We start from the raw sequence: 15,931 nt of genomic DNA on the forward strand, positions 1-15,931 counted from the left end.
TTATTTTACAAACAAAACTGCCAAATTTTCATCTGACTCAGAAAGCTTCACATTATCAGAAAGTACAATATCCTTCAAAGTTATTTGATCTCCCTTTTTAACAGGAGTCAAATCTACTTCAACAAATTCTGGCAAATCCAAAGGAAGAGCCTTAACTTTAACCTTAGTACGAAGCACACTTAAAGTACCACCTTCCTTAACACCAACAGAAGCTCCCACAAATTTAATTTCAATATCCCTTTCAATATATTGAGTTCTATCAACTTCATAAAAATCAATATGATAAATAAATCTCTTAGTAAGATTTTCATTAACATCTTTAATAAAAACACATTTTTCAACCGTACCATCATTTAAAAGCAAAACAGTATTATCAGTAAACTTAGCAAAGTTTTTATCAAAATCACTACTCTTAATTTTTATGTGTAAAACATCACTTCCTTTACCATAAACAACAGCTGGTATTTCAGCCTTTGCTCGTAAGATACGAGCACACGATGAGCCAAACTCTGACCTACTCTCATACCTCAAAATCCTACTACTATACACAGCAAAACTCCTAATCTAAATACTGGGACGGAAGGATTCGAACCCTCGAATGCCTGGACCAAAACCAGGTGACTTACCACTTGTCCACGTCCCAAATACTTAACAATTAATTATCCATAAGTCAAAAGGATACAAAATTCAATACACTTTGTCAATAATATTATCTCTAGACTAATTCAAGTTCAAAACTTGCAGGATTTTCTTTAACATACTCTTTAAAAATAGCACTTTGTAAAACTTCTCTAAAGCTTTGATTAATAGGATGCACAATATCTTTATACTCCCCGACCTTAGTTCTTCTATTAGGCATAACAATAAACACACCTTTTTGCCCCCTAATAACTCTGATATTATGTAAAACTAAACAATCATCAAAAGTAACTGTCACATATGCTAACAGCTTCGAACTGGAATCTTTATTATCAACTCTCCTAATTCTTACATTTGTAATATTCACTTCTAGGCCTCCCTAAATACATGTTTTAAATCTAGAATATTTTTAATTTTTTGTAAATAAATTCTTGTGATATTTTTATTTTTTTTAATTAAATCACTCTAAAGGATAAATAATTTCTCCCTTATCCCATATTTTCTCAAGTTCATAATATTTTCTGGAATCTTCACTCATTAAATGTATAATTAACCCTGAACAAGAAACAATTGTCCAATCATAAAGAAAACCTTTACCTTGAATACAACAATCTAAATCTCGCTCATTAAAAAAAGTCACTAATTTTTCGGTGTACAAAGCTTCCATTTGTCTCAATGATGAAAATGAAGCAATAATAAAAAAATCAGCCCAATTGCAAACACAACTAACATCAATACCTAAAACATAGGTACCACCAAAATCAGATATAATTTTACATAATTTTTTAATATCATCGACTCTTAACATATCTCCCATCAAAATCATCTCCCAAAATGACTATTACATCAGGACTCATATCAGAAAGATTAAGTCCTAAAACATCCATATGAAATTCAGAGATTGGTTTAATATTTCTTGCCTTAATAACATTTCCAACCTTAATAGCAATCTCCAAATTATCAGAATTATTTATGATCAAAGTATGAGAATAATTATGCTTATCTGCATTGCCAAATCTTAAAACCTTAAATTTTAAAGATTTAAAAATATCTGACACATTCCGTGCAAGTCCAGGAGTTTGAGTGCCATTTAAAATAATAATTTTAATCACATCTTCAGTTCTAGTTCCATCTATTAAAAGTCTATTTAAATTTTCTATTGACTCTTTAAGAACTGCTCCCCCATAATAAGGAAAAACGACTTTTATTAAATTATCATCATCATCTTTAAATGTCTCCTCTTGTCCCTTAACATTAATAAAAATAAGCTTCTCATCATTGATTTTATAATTGGTAAGAATATATTTAAATACAGTTTCAGAAAGATTGGTATCTAACATAACATACATTTTAGAGAAATAATCATACTCTTCTTGAAAATCAGAAAATTGTGTTAAAATTCTTTTAAAAAATTCTTTATAAAATTCACACCGCTCATCATAAGAAGCAATATCTCTGAAATAGCTTAAATAATCATAAGCTTTATCACCATCAAAAACAGAATTTCCAGAAGGTATTAAGATAGGACGTACTAAACTATATACCTTAACAGGATTTTTAACAAGAAGTCTCACTCCACCAAGATAATCAATAAACCGCACAAAATTATCCTTTTTAAAACGAATATAATAATCAGGTTCATGATTTAATTGTCTAAATACTTTAGATAAAAATTCACTGAAATTATTTTTTTTATACAAAGCTTCAAACCATGAAATATTTCCTTTAAAATCCTCATAACCTGTATAGATAGGAATATCTAAAAAACCAACATTTCCTGTTTTTATGTTAATAAAAACTTCTTGCATACTTAAAAGATTGTCATTATCATCTTCTATAAGAAATAAAAAACTAATATTGCTCTTAGTATTCAGTTCAAAATATATTTGCTCTCTTTTAGAACTATCAACAAAGAAAATTACAATACCAAGAATTATCAAAATAATTAGAACTAAAAAAAATAACTCTTTCCTCAATTATCTACCTTTAACATACAAATTATTATTTTTAATATATCTCAAAACATCAAAGGGAAGCAAATAATCCACAGGCAATCCCTGCTCAATTCTACTTCTAATTTCTGAAGAGGAAATAGGAAATACTCTATTATCAATATAAGTATGTTTAAATCGACTACTCAATCTTTTGCTATAAACTCGGTGAACAACCACAAGATTAACAGATTCAACTATTTTTTCCGGATTTTTCCATGAATCAAAACTTGCAAAAAGATCATCTCCAATAATCAAATAGATATCATCATTAACATACTTATCCTTAATACAAGCAATAGTATCAATAGTATAAGTTATTCCACCATGTATTACATCACATTCATCAATAAACATGTTATCTTCATGTTGTACTGCCAACTTAAGCATTGTTATCCTATCTATTACACTAATATTCTCAACACACTTATGAACAGGTTTGTGAGTAGGAACAAATAAGATCTTATCAACATTTAAAAAATGTTCTATTTCTTTCGCCAAAAACATATGCCCAATATGAACAGGATTATAAGTACCACCCAATATTGCTATTCGCATAAATCTCCCCTGTTATATACTAAATTAATATACCAATTAAATAATCAAAGCCTGCACAATACTAATTTGAGTTTTCTAAAAAGGCAAAAAATTCACTCACAAGTTCATCTATCCCTCTATTATCATAAACAGAAATTCCTAACACCCTCTCTTTATCTAAAACTTTTTTTAACAGATTAAAATTTTTAGTCGCACCCTCTAAATCAAGTTTATTAGCAACAATTATACGTTTCTTCTTTAAAAGTTCAATATCATATGCTCCAAGTTCATTAACAAGAATTTCATAAGCACTCATAAAATTATCACTAGAAACATCGATTAATAAAACCAAAATCCTAGTTTTAGAAATATGTCTTAAAAATTTAAAACCAAGCCCTACACCTTGACTTGCACCTTCAATTATTCCAGGTATATCAGCAATCACCAAATCATTATAAGAAACCCTCAAAACACCAAGATGCGGAATTTTAGTTGTAAAAGGATAATCTGCAACTTTTGATCGTGAATCAGTTATTGTAGAAATAAGAGAAGATTTGCCTGCATTAGGAAGCCCAACAAATCCAATATCAGCTATTAACGACAATTCAAGACGCAAATTTAAAGTAGCACCAGCCTCTCCAGGCTGAGCAAATCTTGGTATTCGTTTTGTAGAACTTTTAAAATTTGCATTCCCAAGACCACCTCTCCCACCTTTTAAAACAATAATTTCATCACCAAAATCTTTAAGCTCAAATAACATGCAATTAGTAACGGAATCATAAACGCAAGTATTTGGAGGAACAAAAATAGTTAAATCTGCTCCAGCAGATCCACTTCTCTTGAAACTCATTCCAGATTTTCCATTACCAGCACTAAGTTCCTGACCATTTCTATAAAGAGACAAAGTTTTAAGATTTGACTTAACTTTAAAAATCACATCTCCACCTCTTCCTCCATCACCTCCATCAGGACCTCCTTTAGCTTTGAATTTTTCACGCAAAAAAGAAACACATCCTGCACCCCCATTACCAGAAGAGACAGTCATATTTAAAGAATCTTTAAATAGATGCAAATCAACCTCAATTATAATGATATTAAATAATGTTTATATACTTTCGGCCCTTAGAAGTTCTAAATTCTACTATACCATCCTTTAACGCAAATATTGTATGATCCCTACCAAGATCAGAATTTTTACCTTTATGAAACTTTGTACCTCTTTGCCTTACAATTATCTCTCCAGCTCTTACAAATTGTCCACCACTTCTCTTAACGCCAAGCCTTTTAGATATAGAATCTCTTCCATTCTTAGAACTACCACCACTTTTACTTGTTGCCACTAGTTTCCTCCAAAATTAATTTAATATCATTAGGATATTCAAAACACAAATCTTTGATTCCTTGTATCAAAAATTTACTGTAATAAAAAAGATTTTCTTTAGCTAAAACCTCACAAGAAGCCTGAAATTCCAAATAACCTTTTAAATGCTTATCTACGACAAAACCTTCTCTCTCATAATCAAGAATACTTAAAAAAGTCCTTAAAATAAAAGAAAAAGAGGCACAAACTATATTAATAGAATTATTGCTTCTAGCATGCCCATTAGCTAAAATATAAACAATTATATCATTATGGGTTTTTATCAAAACATTAATCACTAACTAATAAATTATATCATCAACTAAAACATGAGAATAAATTTGACGATGTCCAACTTTACGCTCGCTTTCTTTTCTTCTCCTATATCTATAAGAAATAACCTTTTTATCTTTTTTATCCTCTATATAAGTACATTTTACACAAGACGCTGGAACATAAGGCTTGCCTATCTTCACATCTTCATCACTCTTAACAAGCATTACACTATCAAATTCCAATTTATCACCACTATTTGCCGTAATTCGATCCACTTTTAATATTTCGCCCTTAACAGCCTTGTACTGTTTACCTTTTATCTCTAATAACGCATACATCACAATCACCTCTTAATATTCAGCTAAGTATTATAAATTTAATAAAATTTAAAGTCAATTATTTAAGTCGAATCACATTATTTCATCTTTTTTCATGAATAATAATACAAAATTCTTTATTAAATAAAATTACTAAGGATATTTAACAAGAGAATTTACATTATAGCCCTGCAAAACATCTCTACCCCTTATTGATACAAGTTCAATAAAACAAAATATATCAGATACTACTCCACCCGCTTTCTCAAGTAAAACAGCAGCTGCACTTAAGGTACCTCCAGTAGCTAAAATATCATCAACCAACAAAATATTTGAATTTTGTTTAACATCATCTTTATGTATCTCAATACTACCAAATCCATACTCAAGCTCATACTCTTCTCGTAAAACTTGACGCGGCAACTTACCCCCTTTACGAATCAACAAAAGAGGTAAATTCATCTTCAAAGCCAAAGGAGCGCCAATCAAATATCCTCTTGATTCAATAGCAGCAATGCAATCAATTTTTCTTGACGAATAAAAGGCATGTGCATCTTCCATTAAAGATTCATACGCTTCTGCTTGAAGCAAAACATTTGTAATATCATAAAAAAGTATACCTTCCTTTGGAAAGTTAGGCACTTTCATGATAAATTTATCATAATACTCCATCTTATCTATCATTAAGATTTCCCATAAATATCAAATAATCAAATATCTATTCTTCTGCAACAGGAGGTTTTGGCACTATTCCCTCTACACTCATATTAGGAATCTCATCTTCTGAAGCTTTTGTCCAAACCTTACTTCTACCAAAAATCCACACTTTGCCCTTAGTAACAAGATTACCAGTTTTTGGATCTACTCTCATTTCAGAAGTATAAATCTTGCCATTTTTAGGATCAATAATTTTACCCTTATCCCATTTTCCAGAAGACTCAAAATACTTAAGACCCCACATAAAATCAAGTCCTTCAGTGCTTAAATGTTCAAAACCTACAACTCTATAACCAGAAGGATTATTAATATCATGCACTTTGCCATCCTTGATTACATTTAAAATCCTACCATAAACTTTATCATTATATTTATAAACATAAATCACAGAATTTTTAACATTGGTCTTATCATCATATCCAACCCAATATCCTAAAACCTCACTACCATCATTTTTTTTATTTTCAGATTCTGCAAATAAAAAAAACATAAACCAGAATAAAAACACAATTTTCAATATATTCCTACTCATACACACTCCTAAAATTAATCCTTACCAAAATACTTTCAATAACCCATGATAAGAAAAAATTATACATTTATTTCATATTTTTTGCAAAATAATAGAAGAAATACCTTATACACATTATGTTATATAAACCTAATCATTTAACAAAATTTAACATTTTAGTCTTATTAAAAATTTAAAATCAAGCTACAATTTTTCATACTTTAACAGTTAAACTTCTATAACAAAACTTCGTTCTTTAGTTAAGGTATTCATATACAACATAAGCAAATATAAAAAAGTAAATTTCATTTATTGTCTTATAATATTGACTTTAATAATAACATATTTATAATGAATAAATAAAAGCAAGAAGGATTTAATATGGTAAGAGGAATTTATACAGCTGCTAGCGGAATGATGGCACAAAGACATAGACTAGAAGTTATTGCCAATAATTTAGCAAATATTGACCTTACGGGATACAAAAAAGATTTATCCGTTCAAAAAGCTTTTCCTGAAATGTTAATTAGACGAATTAATGATGATGGTCTTTATAAATTTCCCAAAGGACATCTAGAAACAGCACCTGTTGTTGGAAAGCTTGGCACAGGAGTTGAAGAAAACGAAATATATACATCTTTTGAACAAGGTCCATTAAAAATAACTGGCAATCCTCTTGATTTAGCATTAACTGAAGAAGGTTTTTTTGTTGTAAAAACACCAGAAGGAGAGAGATATACAAGGAACGGATCTTTTACACTGGGGCAAGAAGGCATGCTTGTTACAAAAAATGGATATCCTGTTATGGGAGAGAAAGGATACATATACATAAAAGACAACAACTTCAAAATAACAGATCAAGGACAAATATTTCACAATGCCACATTTGAAGGCAATCCCAAAAGACTTGTAAGTGAATATGAAAATTCATGGGAAAATTATGAACTTCTTGACAACTTAAAAATTGTCAATTTTGACAAAACAAGATTTTTAAAAAAACAAGGAAGTTCACTATGGCACAGCACAGAAATATCTGGAAAAGCCAAAGATATCCCTATCAACTTAAGACCTAAAATCGAATCTGGAGCATTAGAAGGTTCAAACGTAAATGCCATTAATGAAATGGTTTCAATGATTACGGTTAACAGAGCCTACGAGGCAAATCAAAAAACAATACAAACTGAGGACATACTCCTTGGCAAATTAATTAACGAAATTGGAAAATTTTAAAGGAGACAATATATGATGAGAGCACTCTGGACATCAGCTAGTGGAATGAAAGCACAACAGTATAATGTAGATACAATTGCTAACAATCTTTCAAACGTAAACACTATCGGATTTAAAAAAGTAAGAGCTGAATTTGAAGATTTAGTATACCAAACACAAAGAAGAGCAGGGACTCCTGCAACTGAAAACACAGTAACGCCTCTTGGCAATCAAGTTGGACATGGAACAAAAGTATCAGCAACACATAGACTTTTTGAACAAGGCAATCTGCAAGCCACCAATTTAAATACCGATGTTGCAATTGAAGGTGACGGTTTTTATAAGGTTCTCTTAGCAGACGGATCTTATGGATATACCAGAGATGGCTCATTTAAAATCGATGCAAATGGAAATTTAGTAACAAGTCAAGGGTACAAATTATTACCCGAAATATCTTTTCCCGAAGAACATGTCAAAAATTCTATTGCAATCTCGCAAGAAGGAATCATATCTGTCAAAGTGAATGAAGGTCTTGAACCAATTGAACTTGGACAAATAGAAATCACAAGATTTGTAAATCCATCAGGACTAAATGCAATTGGTAACAACATATTTAAAGAAACAATAGGATCTGGAGAAGAAATATCAGGAATTCCAGGAAGTAACGGCATGGGTAAACTTAGACAGGGAATGCTTGAAATGTCAAATGTATCAATTGCAGAAGAAATGGTAACAATGATTGTCGCACAAAGAGCCTATGAGATAAATTCTAAGGCAATTCATACTTCAGATAATATGCTAGGAATCGCTAACAACTTAAAGAGACAGTGAAAATATTTAAGAAAAAGCTTATATTTTATTTACTCACAATAAATTTATCATACATAACACCTCACGACATCTGCTTTAAAATGTCTCCCAACAAGGTATATTTTTTTTCAAAAGAATATTCAAAAATATGCAATGGCAATAACTTATCACAAATTTATATAAGTCCACATTTCAATAAAAAACAAATTATATATTCGATGATTAGCCATATCACAAAAGCTCTTAAAAATAAAAACATCTATATATTACAATTCAGTTTTGATGAATCAGAAATCAATATCAGCAATCAATTAGCAAACAAGATAAAATTCAAAATAACAAATCAAATATCATATAAAAATATACCAATACAAAAAGTTCTAGTTTATTATGCAAAACAATTTGAAAACTACAAAAAACATAACAAAATAAATATTTACATAGACATAATAGAACCAATTGTATTTGCAAAAACAAATTTAAAAGCAGGACAAGATATAAACGAATATAATATTTACTTAAAATATCAAATAAACACAATTAGAAACAACGAAACTTTAAACATAAACGAATTAAATCAAAACAAATACATTGCATTACAAAACATAATAAAAAATGAAGAAATAAAGCTAAACAAAATACAAAAACAACAGTAATTCACTTGTATAAAAATATCATTTTCAATTTCAAATTAATTTTCTTAACTAATCCACATAAAAAAATAACAAAATTTTTATTTTCAAGTATCATAGTTTCACTTTAAATACGAAAAGGGAAGCAAATAAAAATGAACAGAAGAAAACAATTGCAATAATATTAAAATAAATGTAAACTATATTGCCATACAAAGGAACAAAATCATGAAAAAATTGATAATGCTAGCTATATTAAGTTTAAGCTTATTTGCACAAGAAAATCAACTAAAAAATTTTTCTAATCAAAATAAGGTTAATAACAAAATAAATGAACAAACAAAATTAAAAAATATTGCCGAGATACAACATACTGATTCACACATATTAACAGGAATTGGAATAGTAGCAGGACTTACTGATAAAGGAGATTCACTTAAAGGAAAAGAAATTTTAAATCACACTTTAAATAAAATTGGTATTAACGAAATAGATCTAAGCAAAATCGAAAGTAAAAACATGGCATTAGTAAGCGTAACAATCAAAATAAATGGCAATATGATTAAAGGTACAAATCATAATGTTTACATAGCATCCATGCTAAATGCAAAAGATTTAACAAACGGAATACTCTTAAAAACAGAATTTAAAGACAAAGAGGGAACAATATTGGCAACTGCATCAGGACCAATAATAATCAATGACAAATCAAAAGGTACAGGATACATATTAAATGGAGCAACAATACACGAAAATCAAAACAGCACAAATAAAAATTATAATATAATTCTAAAGAAGCAAGATTACTCCTTAGCTGATTTAATAAGTAACAAATTAACCAAAAATAATATAAAAAATAATATCAAATCAGGAAATATTATAGAAATTGAGGTCAATGAAATTGCATTATTAAGTAAGATTGAAACTTTAGAAATAGAAACTACCCCTAAAATTTTAATAAATGAACAAAAAAAGATCATAATAGCAAGCACAAATGCAGAAATAGGACCCCTTATACTTTCAATTGAAAAAAGTGAAGAAAACTTATTTAGCAACAAAACAAATGAAAAAATAAAAATAGAAATACAAAAAATAAAGCTAAATGAATTTATATCAAATAATTCAGATAAGCTTAGTAATCAAGAACTAATAAAAATAATTAAAAGAGCAGACAAAATTCACAAACTATACGGAGAATTAATTCTAGAGGAATAAATATGATAAACAAAATAAATTTAAAAAATTTAAAGACAGAAAATCAAATAAAAATTTCACAAGAAAAAATAGAAAAAATAAATCAATACAAAAAAGACAATAAACTTTATGAAGCTGCACTAGAATTCGAAGCAATATTTGTAAATCAAATGCTTAAGAGCATGAAAAATTCTTTAAACAAAGAAAATAATTTAATTCATGGAGGACAAACAGAAGAAATTTTTGAAGATATGCTTTACTTAGAAAGAGCAAAACAAATAGCCAAATCTAAAAGTTTTAGACTTGCTGATGTAATCTATAATCAAATCAAAAAAAGCAAATAATCTTAGAAAATAATTAATATTTAATAAAAAAATATCAATTATTCACTAAGTTGGCATGATTTTTGCATTACATCAAAAAGGGAGAAGGATGTTGATACACAAATTTAAAAGATGGGAGAAGTAGTGTGAATATATTTAGCAATGAAGATTTAAATATATACCTAAAATCTGTAAGAGAACATAGACTTATAACTCACGAAGAAGAAATCGAGCTTGCAAAACAGATTAAACGAGGAAACTTAAAAGCAAAAAACAAAATGATAAACTCCAACTTACGCCTAGTTCTAAAAATAATTAAAAGATATGCTGGTAAAGGACTTAAAATAGAAGATCTAATCCAAGAGGGAAATCTAGGTTTAATTAGAGCTGCAGAGAAATACGATCCAAGCAAGAACACCAAATTTTCAACGTATGCTTCCTTTTGGATCAAACAATCACTTCAAAGAGCACTAAATACAAAAACTAGACTTGTGAAGGTGCCATACAGGAAAGAAAATTTAATACTGCAAATAAATAAATACCTTATGGAAGAAGAAAAATCACCAAAAAAAGAAGACATAATGGAAAGATTCAACTTGACAACTGCTCAATATGTAAAGATTATTCCCTACCTGGAAAAAGAATATTCTCTTGATAAAAAGATTGAAGGTTCAGAAAATTCCACACTTCTCAATCTTTATGAAGATAATTCTTTTAATCCTGAAAGTACTCTTGAACAAAATTCAACATTAAAACATCTAAAATACATACTAGAAACAAAACTCAATGACAAAGAAAGATATATAATCACAAAAAGATATAATTTGGACAATAGTGATAAAAAAAGCACATTAAAAGATATTTCTACTGAACTTGGAATATCTTCAGAAACTGTAAGACAAATAGAAAAACGAGTGCTTAAAAAACTCAGAGACGAACTTTATCAATAAATATTGACTTAATAGCATATTTTAATATAATAAGAAGCTCTGGGCATGAATATTCAAGATACTTGTGTTTTTCTTAAAAAACATAAGTTAAAAATTACAATATTGTTTGTTATAATTACATCTTTTGCATCAGTGATTGTATTATTTTCAAGTTTTGCATACCTACAATCAAATACCAACAAGATTAATCTAAGTTTAAAAAATAAATTAGCAAAACTTAAAGGAAAAAACTTAAAAAAAGTACAAAAAAAATTAAAATTTAACAATTTCAAGCCAGAATTTTATCTCATAATTGACGATGTTGGATATGATGAATCTATGCTGGACGAATTCATAAAAATTGATCTAAACATCAATTTTTCAATTATTCCCTTTTTACCAAAATCAATGGAATTTTATAACAAACTACAAGATAAAAATAAAATTATAATGATTCATTTTCCAATGCAATCCAAACATAAAAATTCAATAGAAAAATTTCATATCAATATCAACGATGATGAGGACACCATAAGAACAAAAATTGAAAAAACATTTAAAGAATATCCCAATGCAAAGATAATGAATAATCATATGGGAAGTCTTATTACTTCAAATAAAAGTATTATGCAAATTATTTTGATTAAACTTAAAGAAGAAAATAAATATTTTTTTGACAGTCTCACTACTAAAGACAGTATATCTGAACAAACCGGTAAAAATATTGGGATTTTAGTAGAGCAAAGAGATATATTTCTTGATAATAGGGATAATGAAAAATCTGTAATTAAAGCACTTGATAGAGCAAAACAAATAGCCAGAACAAAAGGAATCGTCAAAGTAATAGGACATATTTGGTCAAAAAATACCCTTAAAATACTCCAAAAAGAATCAGAAAATCTAAAGAAGGAATTTGTATTTAAAAATTTAATAAACCTTTATCAAAAAGAGGAAAATAATGAAGGTACTAGGGATAGAAAGCTCATGTGATGACTGCTGTGCAGCCATAGTAGAAAATGGCGTTACAATTTTAAGTAATATCAAACTTAGTCAACAAGAACACAAGAAATATTATGGTGTAGTACCAGAGATTGCTTCAAGACTACATACAGAATTTATCATGTCTGTCTGTCACAAAGCAATAACAAATGCTCAAATACATGCATCAGAAATAGATTTAATAGCAGTCACATCCAAACCTGGCCTTATTGGTTCTTTAATTGTTGGTGTAAATTTTGCTAAAGGTCTATCCATTGCTCTTAAAAAACCCTTAATTTGTATTGACCATATTCTAGGACATCTTTATGCACCCTTAATGAACAAAAAGATAGAATATCCATTTTTATCACTAGTATTAAGTGGAGGACACACGATACTTGCAAAACAAAATGATTTTGATGATATTGAAATACTTGGACGAACACTTGATGATGCTTGCGGAGAAGCATTTGACAAGATAGCAAAACATTACAAAATGGGATTCCCTGGTGGTCCAAACATAGAAAAACTGGCTATAAATGGTGATCAATATGCATTCAATTTCCCAATTACAATTTTCGATAAAAAAGAAAATAGATATGACTTCTCATATTCAGGTCTCAAAACAGCATGCATACATCAAATTGAAAAATTCAAAGACAAAAATGCCAAAATAACAAACAATAATATTGCTGCCAGTTTTCAAAGAACAGCATTTGAAAATTTAATAGTACCAATAAAAAGAGCAATAAAAGATACCAATATAAAAAAACTAATAATATCTGGCGGAGTTGCAAGCAATCTTTATTTAAGAGAAAAAATCAAAAACCTTGACATAGAAACATACTATCCCCCAATAAACCTTTGTACAGACAACGGAGCAATGATTGCAGGAATTGGATATCTTATGTACTTAAAATACGGAGCAAGCCCCATTGAAACTGACGTAAATTCAAGAATAGAAAATTATAAATACACAAAAGGAGCAAAATTATGAAACGAGTATTAGCCATGCATGATATTTCAACCATAGGTCGAGCATCACTTACAATATGTATACCAATAATATCATCATTTCATATGCAAGTTTGTCCACTAGTTACTGCTGTCCTTTCTGCAACGACAAATTACAAAGAATTTGAAATAATAGACTTAACAAATAAATTAGAAAGATTTATCTTATCTTGGAAAAATCAAAATGAAAACTTCGATATATTTTATAGCGGATTCCTAGGAAATAATAAACAACACAAAATAATAGAAAATACATTCAAACTATTTAAATTTGAAAAAATAATAATTGATCCTGTTTTTGCAGACAATGATATGCTCTATTCTACTTTTGATTACAAAATAGTGAATGGATTTAGAGAACTAATAAAACATGCAGATATAATAACACCAAATATTACAGAGCTAAAAATGTTAGCTAAAACTGAAAAAGTCAGAAATAAAGATGAAATAATAAAAGCAATATTAAAGCTTGAAATAAAAGGAATAATAGTAATAACAAGCATAGAAAAAGACAATCTCATAGGCACTGCTGCTTATAACACAAAAACAAAAGAATATTCAGAATTTTTTTTAGAAAAATTAGAACAAAGTTTTAGTGGAACAGGAGATTTGTTTACAAGTCTATTAATAGGATATCTTGAAACACAAGAAATAGAATACGCATTAGAAAAAGCAACTCAAGTTACTCATTCAATCATAAAACATTCTATTCTAAACAACACTTCTAAAAAGGAAGATATTCAAATTGAATTTTTTTTAAAAAATATTTTTTAACATATTAAGACAATAAGATCTCTTTTCCTGAAGTCCCATAAATGACTTACTCTTAAAGTAAAAATATGCAATATTTGCATTAAGATGGATCATTAAATTAAAATATAAAAATATAGGAATTTAAACAAGAAATGAAAGAATATATCAACACTAAAAAAAGAATTATTTTTACAGGAGGAGGCACAGGAGGACATGTCTTCCCAGGAATAGCAATAATTTCAAAATTAAAAGAATATGATACAAATATTGAATTTTTTTGGCTTGGACAAAAAAATTCAATGGAAGAAAAGCTTATTCAAGAATATACCTACATCAAATTTATTGCAATTCCAGCAGGAAAACTTAGAAGATATTTTTCTATACAGAATTTCATTGATTTTTTTAAAGTCATATTTGGAATAATCAAAAGCCTTTTCATTATACTCAAACACAAACCACAAATTATATATGCAACTGGTGGTTTTGTATCAAGTCCTCCTATTATTGCCGCAAGTCTACTTAAAATAAAAAGCATAACTCATGAAATGGATCTTGATCCTGGTCTTGCAACAAAAATCAATTCAAAATTTGCGCACAAAATACACATAAGCTTTAAAGAAAGCAAAAAATATTTTAAAAACAAAAACGTCTTATATACAGGATCACCAATAAGAAAAGAATTTTTAAATCCAAAATCAGATATTATCAAAAAATTAACCCAAAACACACAAAAACCCGTAATTAGTATACTTGGAGGCTCTCTTGGAGCAGAAATTTTAAATAAATTAACTATCAATATCAAAAACAAAATTGATGTCTATTTTATTCATCAATGTGGCAAAAATTTAGATCCAATTAGAGAAGACAATTATCTAAGAAGTCAATTTTTTCACGCAGAAGAAATGGCAAGCATAATAAAATTTTCAGATATAATAATAAGTAGAGCAGGAGCCGGTGCAATTAAGGAATTTGCAAATGCTGGTGCATGCGTAATATTTATTCCCCTTATAAAGGGTTCAAGAGGAGATCAAGTTAAAAACGCAAATTTATTAGAAAATCAAAATGCATGTTTGAAAATAGATGAAGACAAACTAAATGAAATTGAAATTATAAACTTAATAAAAGAAATTTTAAAAAACAAAGAAAAATTCAATACAATAAAACAGAATATAAAAAAATTTCATCATCAAGATTCATCAAATATAATAGCAAATCTAATATTAAAAGAATTTGAGGATATAAATGTTAAATAATAATCCTTTTAAAATAACAGGTATAGTTGACATATTAATAATGATAATTTTTATATCATTAGGACTTAGGGGATTTTTACGAGGTTTTATTAAAGAAATTGCTGGATTTGTCGAAATCTTTACTTTAATATTTTTACTTTATAATAAGACTAATGATTTTCAAATATTGATATCACCCATTCTTGAGCTGTCATATATCCAAGCATTACTAGTATTTTTATTAGTAATACACATAGGATTTTTAATTTTGCAAGCATTAATTGAATCAATAATAAGTCACTTAAAATTATTATTTTTCAATAGGATACTTGGTCTTACACTCGGTTTATTTGAAGCTTTTGGTATCATTGCGATTGTAGTATATATACTTCATTCTCAACCAATATTAAATCCTAATTATTTCTTATCAGAAAGCAACTTGCTTAAATATCTCAATCCCGGAATAAATTACTTTTTCAAAATAGCAAAAAAAGAGTAAAGAGAAGTTA

The 15,931-nt window shown here is 28.3% G+C and carries 22 protein-coding genes and 1 tRNA gene; 11 read left to right on the plus strand and 12 right to left on the minus strand.

Annotation, left to right across the window (positions count from 1 at the left end; translation table 11 throughout):
- The 12 genes from U881_RS0103665 to U881_RS0103720 form a co-directional block, all read right to left on the minus strand.
- The gene (locus U881_RS0103665; RefSeq protein WP_024653268.1) at positions 1–549 is read right to left on the minus strand and encodes a 50S ribosomal protein L25/general stress protein Ctc; all 549 of its coding nucleotides are present in this window, start codon (positions 547–549) and stop codon (positions 1–3) included.
- 22 nt (positions 550–571) lie between these two features.
- Positions 572–643: transfer RNA gene (locus tag U881_RS0103670), tRNA-Gln, on the minus strand.
- Positions 644–715: 72 nt separating this feature from the next.
- Positions 716–1,006: a septation regulator SpoVG gene (gene spoVG / locus U881_RS0103675; protein ID WP_024653269.1), complete on the minus strand. Its 291-nt coding sequence runs from the start codon at positions 1,004–1,006 to the stop codon at positions 716–718.
- A 93-nt stretch (positions 1,007–1,099) separates the two neighbouring features.
- Positions 1,100–1,456, minus strand: coding sequence for a ribosome silencing factor (rsfS, locus tag U881_RS0103680; protein WP_024653270.1), 357 nt, complete (start codon positions 1,454–1,456; stop codon positions 1,100–1,102).
- Complete coding sequence (locus U881_RS0103685; RefSeq protein WP_024653271.1) at positions 1,431–2,615, minus strand: LCP family protein; 1,185 nt, start codon at positions 2,613–2,615, stop codon at positions 1,431–1,433. Before U881_RS0103685 ends, rsfS begins: the two co-directional genes overlap by 26 nt.
- Positions 2,616–3,188, minus strand: coding sequence for a nicotinate (nicotinamide) nucleotide adenylyltransferase (nadD, locus tag U881_RS0103690; protein WP_024653272.1), 573 nt, complete (start codon positions 3,186–3,188; stop codon positions 2,616–2,618).
- A gap of 61 nt (positions 3,189–3,249) precedes the next feature.
- The gene (gene obgE, locus U881_RS0103695) at positions 3,250–4,239 is read right to left on the minus strand and encodes a GTPase ObgE (RefSeq protein WP_024653273.1); all 990 of its coding nucleotides are present in this window, start codon (positions 4,237–4,239) and stop codon (positions 3,250–3,252) included.
- Positions 4,240–4,261: 22 nt separating this feature from the next.
- Positions 4,262–4,507 carry a 50S ribosomal protein L27 gene (gene rpmA / locus U881_RS0103700; RefSeq protein WP_024653274.1) on the minus strand — a complete coding sequence of 82 codons (246 nt, stop codon included), beginning with the start codon at positions 4,505–4,507 and terminating at the stop codon, positions 4,262–4,264.
- Positions 4,494–4,826: a ribosomal-processing cysteine protease Prp gene (locus tag U881_RS0103705; RefSeq protein WP_024653275.1), complete on the minus strand. Its 333-nt coding sequence runs from the start codon at positions 4,824–4,826 to the stop codon at positions 4,494–4,496. The genes rpmA and U881_RS0103705 overlap by 14 nt, the downstream gene beginning before the upstream one ends.
- 3 nt (positions 4,827–4,829) lie before the next feature.
- Positions 4,830–5,141: a 50S ribosomal protein L21 gene (gene rplU, locus U881_RS0103710; RefSeq protein ID WP_024653276.1), complete on the minus strand. Its 312-nt coding sequence runs from the start codon at positions 5,139–5,141 to the stop codon at positions 4,830–4,832.
- Between the two features lie 132 nt (positions 5,142–5,273).
- Positions 5,274–5,804 (minus strand): adenine phosphoribosyltransferase, encoded by a 531-nt coding sequence (locus U881_RS0103715; RefSeq protein ID WP_024653277.1) that lies wholly within the window; start codon positions 5,802–5,804, stop codon positions 5,274–5,276.
- Positions 5,805–5,838: 34 nt separating this feature from the next.
- Positions 5,839–6,369: a DUF2147 domain-containing protein gene (locus tag U881_RS0103720; protein WP_024653278.1), complete on the minus strand. Its 531-nt coding sequence runs from the start codon at positions 6,367–6,369 to the stop codon at positions 5,839–5,841.
- A gap of 360 nt (positions 6,370–6,729) precedes the next feature.
- Between U881_RS0103720 and flgF the strand changes: the two genes are divergently transcribed.
- The 11 genes from flgF to U881_RS0103775 all read left to right on the plus strand — a co-directional run bounded on the left by flgF (position 6,730) and on the right by U881_RS0103775 (position 15,921).
- A complete protein-coding gene (gene flgF / locus U881_RS0103725; protein WP_024653279.1) occupies positions 6,730–7,578 on the plus strand; it encodes a flagellar basal-body rod protein FlgF in 849 nt (282 codons plus the stop codon).
- Positions 7,579–7,590: 12 nt separating this feature from the next.
- Complete coding sequence (gene flgG, locus U881_RS0103730; protein ID WP_024653280.1) at positions 7,591–8,388, plus strand: flagellar basal-body rod protein FlgG; 798 nt, start codon at positions 7,591–7,593, stop codon at positions 8,386–8,388.
- The gene (locus U881_RS0103735) at positions 8,385–9,023 is read left to right on the plus strand and encodes a hypothetical protein (protein WP_084538426.1); all 639 of its coding nucleotides are present in this window, start codon (positions 8,385–8,387) and stop codon (positions 9,021–9,023) included. The genes flgG and U881_RS0103735 overlap by 4 nt, the downstream gene beginning before the upstream one ends.
- Before the next feature lie 204 nt (positions 9,024–9,227).
- Positions 9,228–10,214 carry a flagellar basal body P-ring protein FlgI gene (locus U881_RS0103740; RefSeq protein ID WP_038363619.1) on the plus strand — a complete coding sequence of 329 codons (987 nt, stop codon included), beginning with the start codon at positions 9,228–9,230 and terminating at the stop codon, positions 10,212–10,214.
- Positions 10,215–10,216: 2 nt separating this feature from the next.
- Positions 10,217–10,537 (plus strand): rod-binding protein, encoded by a 321-nt coding sequence (locus tag U881_RS0103745; RefSeq protein WP_024653283.1) that lies wholly within the window; start codon positions 10,217–10,219, stop codon positions 10,535–10,537.
- Positions 10,538–10,662: 125 nt separating this feature from the next.
- Positions 10,663–11,466 (plus strand): sigma-70 family RNA polymerase sigma factor, encoded by an 804-nt coding sequence (locus U881_RS0103750; RefSeq protein ID WP_024653284.1) that lies wholly within the window; start codon positions 10,663–10,665, stop codon positions 11,464–11,466.
- Positions 11,467–11,511: 45 nt separating this feature from the next.
- The gene (locus tag U881_RS0103755; RefSeq protein ID WP_024653285.1) at positions 11,512–12,435 is read left to right on the plus strand and encodes a divergent polysaccharide deacetylase family protein; all 924 of its coding nucleotides are present in this window, start codon (positions 11,512–11,514) and stop codon (positions 12,433–12,435) included.
- Complete coding sequence (gene tsaD, locus U881_RS0103760; protein WP_024653286.1) at positions 12,404–13,420, plus strand: tRNA (adenosine(37)-N6)-threonylcarbamoyltransferase complex transferase subunit TsaD; 1,017 nt, start codon at positions 12,404–12,406, stop codon at positions 13,418–13,420. The genes U881_RS0103755 and tsaD overlap by 32 nt, the downstream gene beginning before the upstream one ends.
- A complete protein-coding gene (locus U881_RS0103765; RefSeq protein ID WP_024653287.1) occupies positions 13,417–14,211 on the plus strand; it encodes a PfkB family carbohydrate kinase in 795 nt (264 codons plus the stop codon). The genes tsaD and U881_RS0103765 overlap by 4 nt, the downstream gene beginning before the upstream one ends.
- Before the next feature lie 143 nt (positions 14,212–14,354).
- Positions 14,355–15,443: an undecaprenyldiphospho-muramoylpentapeptide beta-N-acetylglucosaminyltransferase gene (gene murG / locus U881_RS0103770; RefSeq protein ID WP_024653288.1), complete on the plus strand. Its 1,089-nt coding sequence runs from the start codon at positions 14,355–14,357 to the stop codon at positions 15,441–15,443.
- Positions 15,433–15,921 carry a CvpA family protein gene (locus tag U881_RS0103775; protein ID WP_024653289.1) on the plus strand — a complete coding sequence of 163 codons (489 nt, stop codon included), beginning with the start codon at positions 15,433–15,435 and terminating at the stop codon, positions 15,919–15,921. The genes murG and U881_RS0103775 overlap by 11 nt, the downstream gene beginning before the upstream one ends.
- The last annotated feature ends 10 nt before the right edge of the window (positions 15,922–15,931 follow it).

The sequence above is a fragment of the Borrelia persica No12 genome, from assembly GCF_000500045.1.
Taxonomy (GTDB): domain Bacteria; phylum Spirochaetota; class Spirochaetia; order Borreliales; family Borreliaceae; genus Borrelia; species Borrelia persica.

What these genes read in the sequence shown, in the direction of transcription:
- U881_RS0103775 (WP_024653289.1), top strand. Translation starts at nt 15,433, where the DNA reads ATGTTAAATAATAATCCTTTTAAAATAACAGGTATAGTTGACATATTA.
- rplU (WP_024653276.1), bottom strand. Translation starts at nt 5,141, where the DNA reads ATGTATGCGTTATTAGAGATAAAAGGTAAACAGTACAAGGCTGTTAAG.
- U881_RS0103755 (WP_024653285.1), top strand. Translation starts at nt 11,512, where the DNA reads ATGAATATTCAAGATACTTGTGTTTTTCTTAAAAAACATAAGTTAAAA.
- U881_RS0103720 (WP_024653278.1), bottom strand. Translation starts at nt 6,369, where the DNA reads ATGAGTAGGAATATATTGAAAATTGTGTTTTTATTCTGGTTTATGTTT.
- rsfS (WP_024653270.1), bottom strand. Translation starts at nt 1,456, where the DNA reads ATGGGAGATATGTTAAGAGTCGATGATATTAAAAAATTATGTAAAATT.
- U881_RS0103765 (WP_024653287.1), top strand. Translation starts at nt 13,417, where the DNA reads ATGAAACGAGTATTAGCCATGCATGATATTTCAACCATAGGTCGAGCA.
- U881_RS0103745 (WP_024653283.1), top strand. Translation starts at nt 10,217, where the DNA reads ATGATAAACAAAATAAATTTAAAAAATTTAAAGACAGAAAATCAAATA.
- U881_RS0103740 (WP_038363619.1), top strand. Translation starts at nt 9,228, where the DNA reads ATGAAAAAATTGATAATGCTAGCTATATTAAGTTTAAGCTTATTTGCA.
- flgG (WP_024653280.1), top strand. Translation starts at nt 7,591, where the DNA reads ATGATGAGAGCACTCTGGACATCAGCTAGTGGAATGAAAGCACAACAG.
- flgF (WP_024653279.1), top strand. Translation starts at nt 6,730, where the DNA reads ATGGTAAGAGGAATTTATACAGCTGCTAGCGGAATGATGGCACAAAGA.
- U881_RS0103715 (WP_024653277.1), bottom strand. Translation starts at nt 5,804, where the DNA reads ATGATAGATAAGATGGAGTATTATGATAAATTTATCATGAAAGTGCCT.
- nadD (WP_024653272.1), bottom strand. Translation starts at nt 3,188, where the DNA reads ATGCGAATAGCAATATTGGGTGGTACTTATAATCCTGTTCATATTGGG.
- tsaD (WP_024653286.1), top strand. Translation starts at nt 12,404, where the DNA reads ATGAAGGTACTAGGGATAGAAAGCTCATGTGATGACTGCTGTGCAGCC.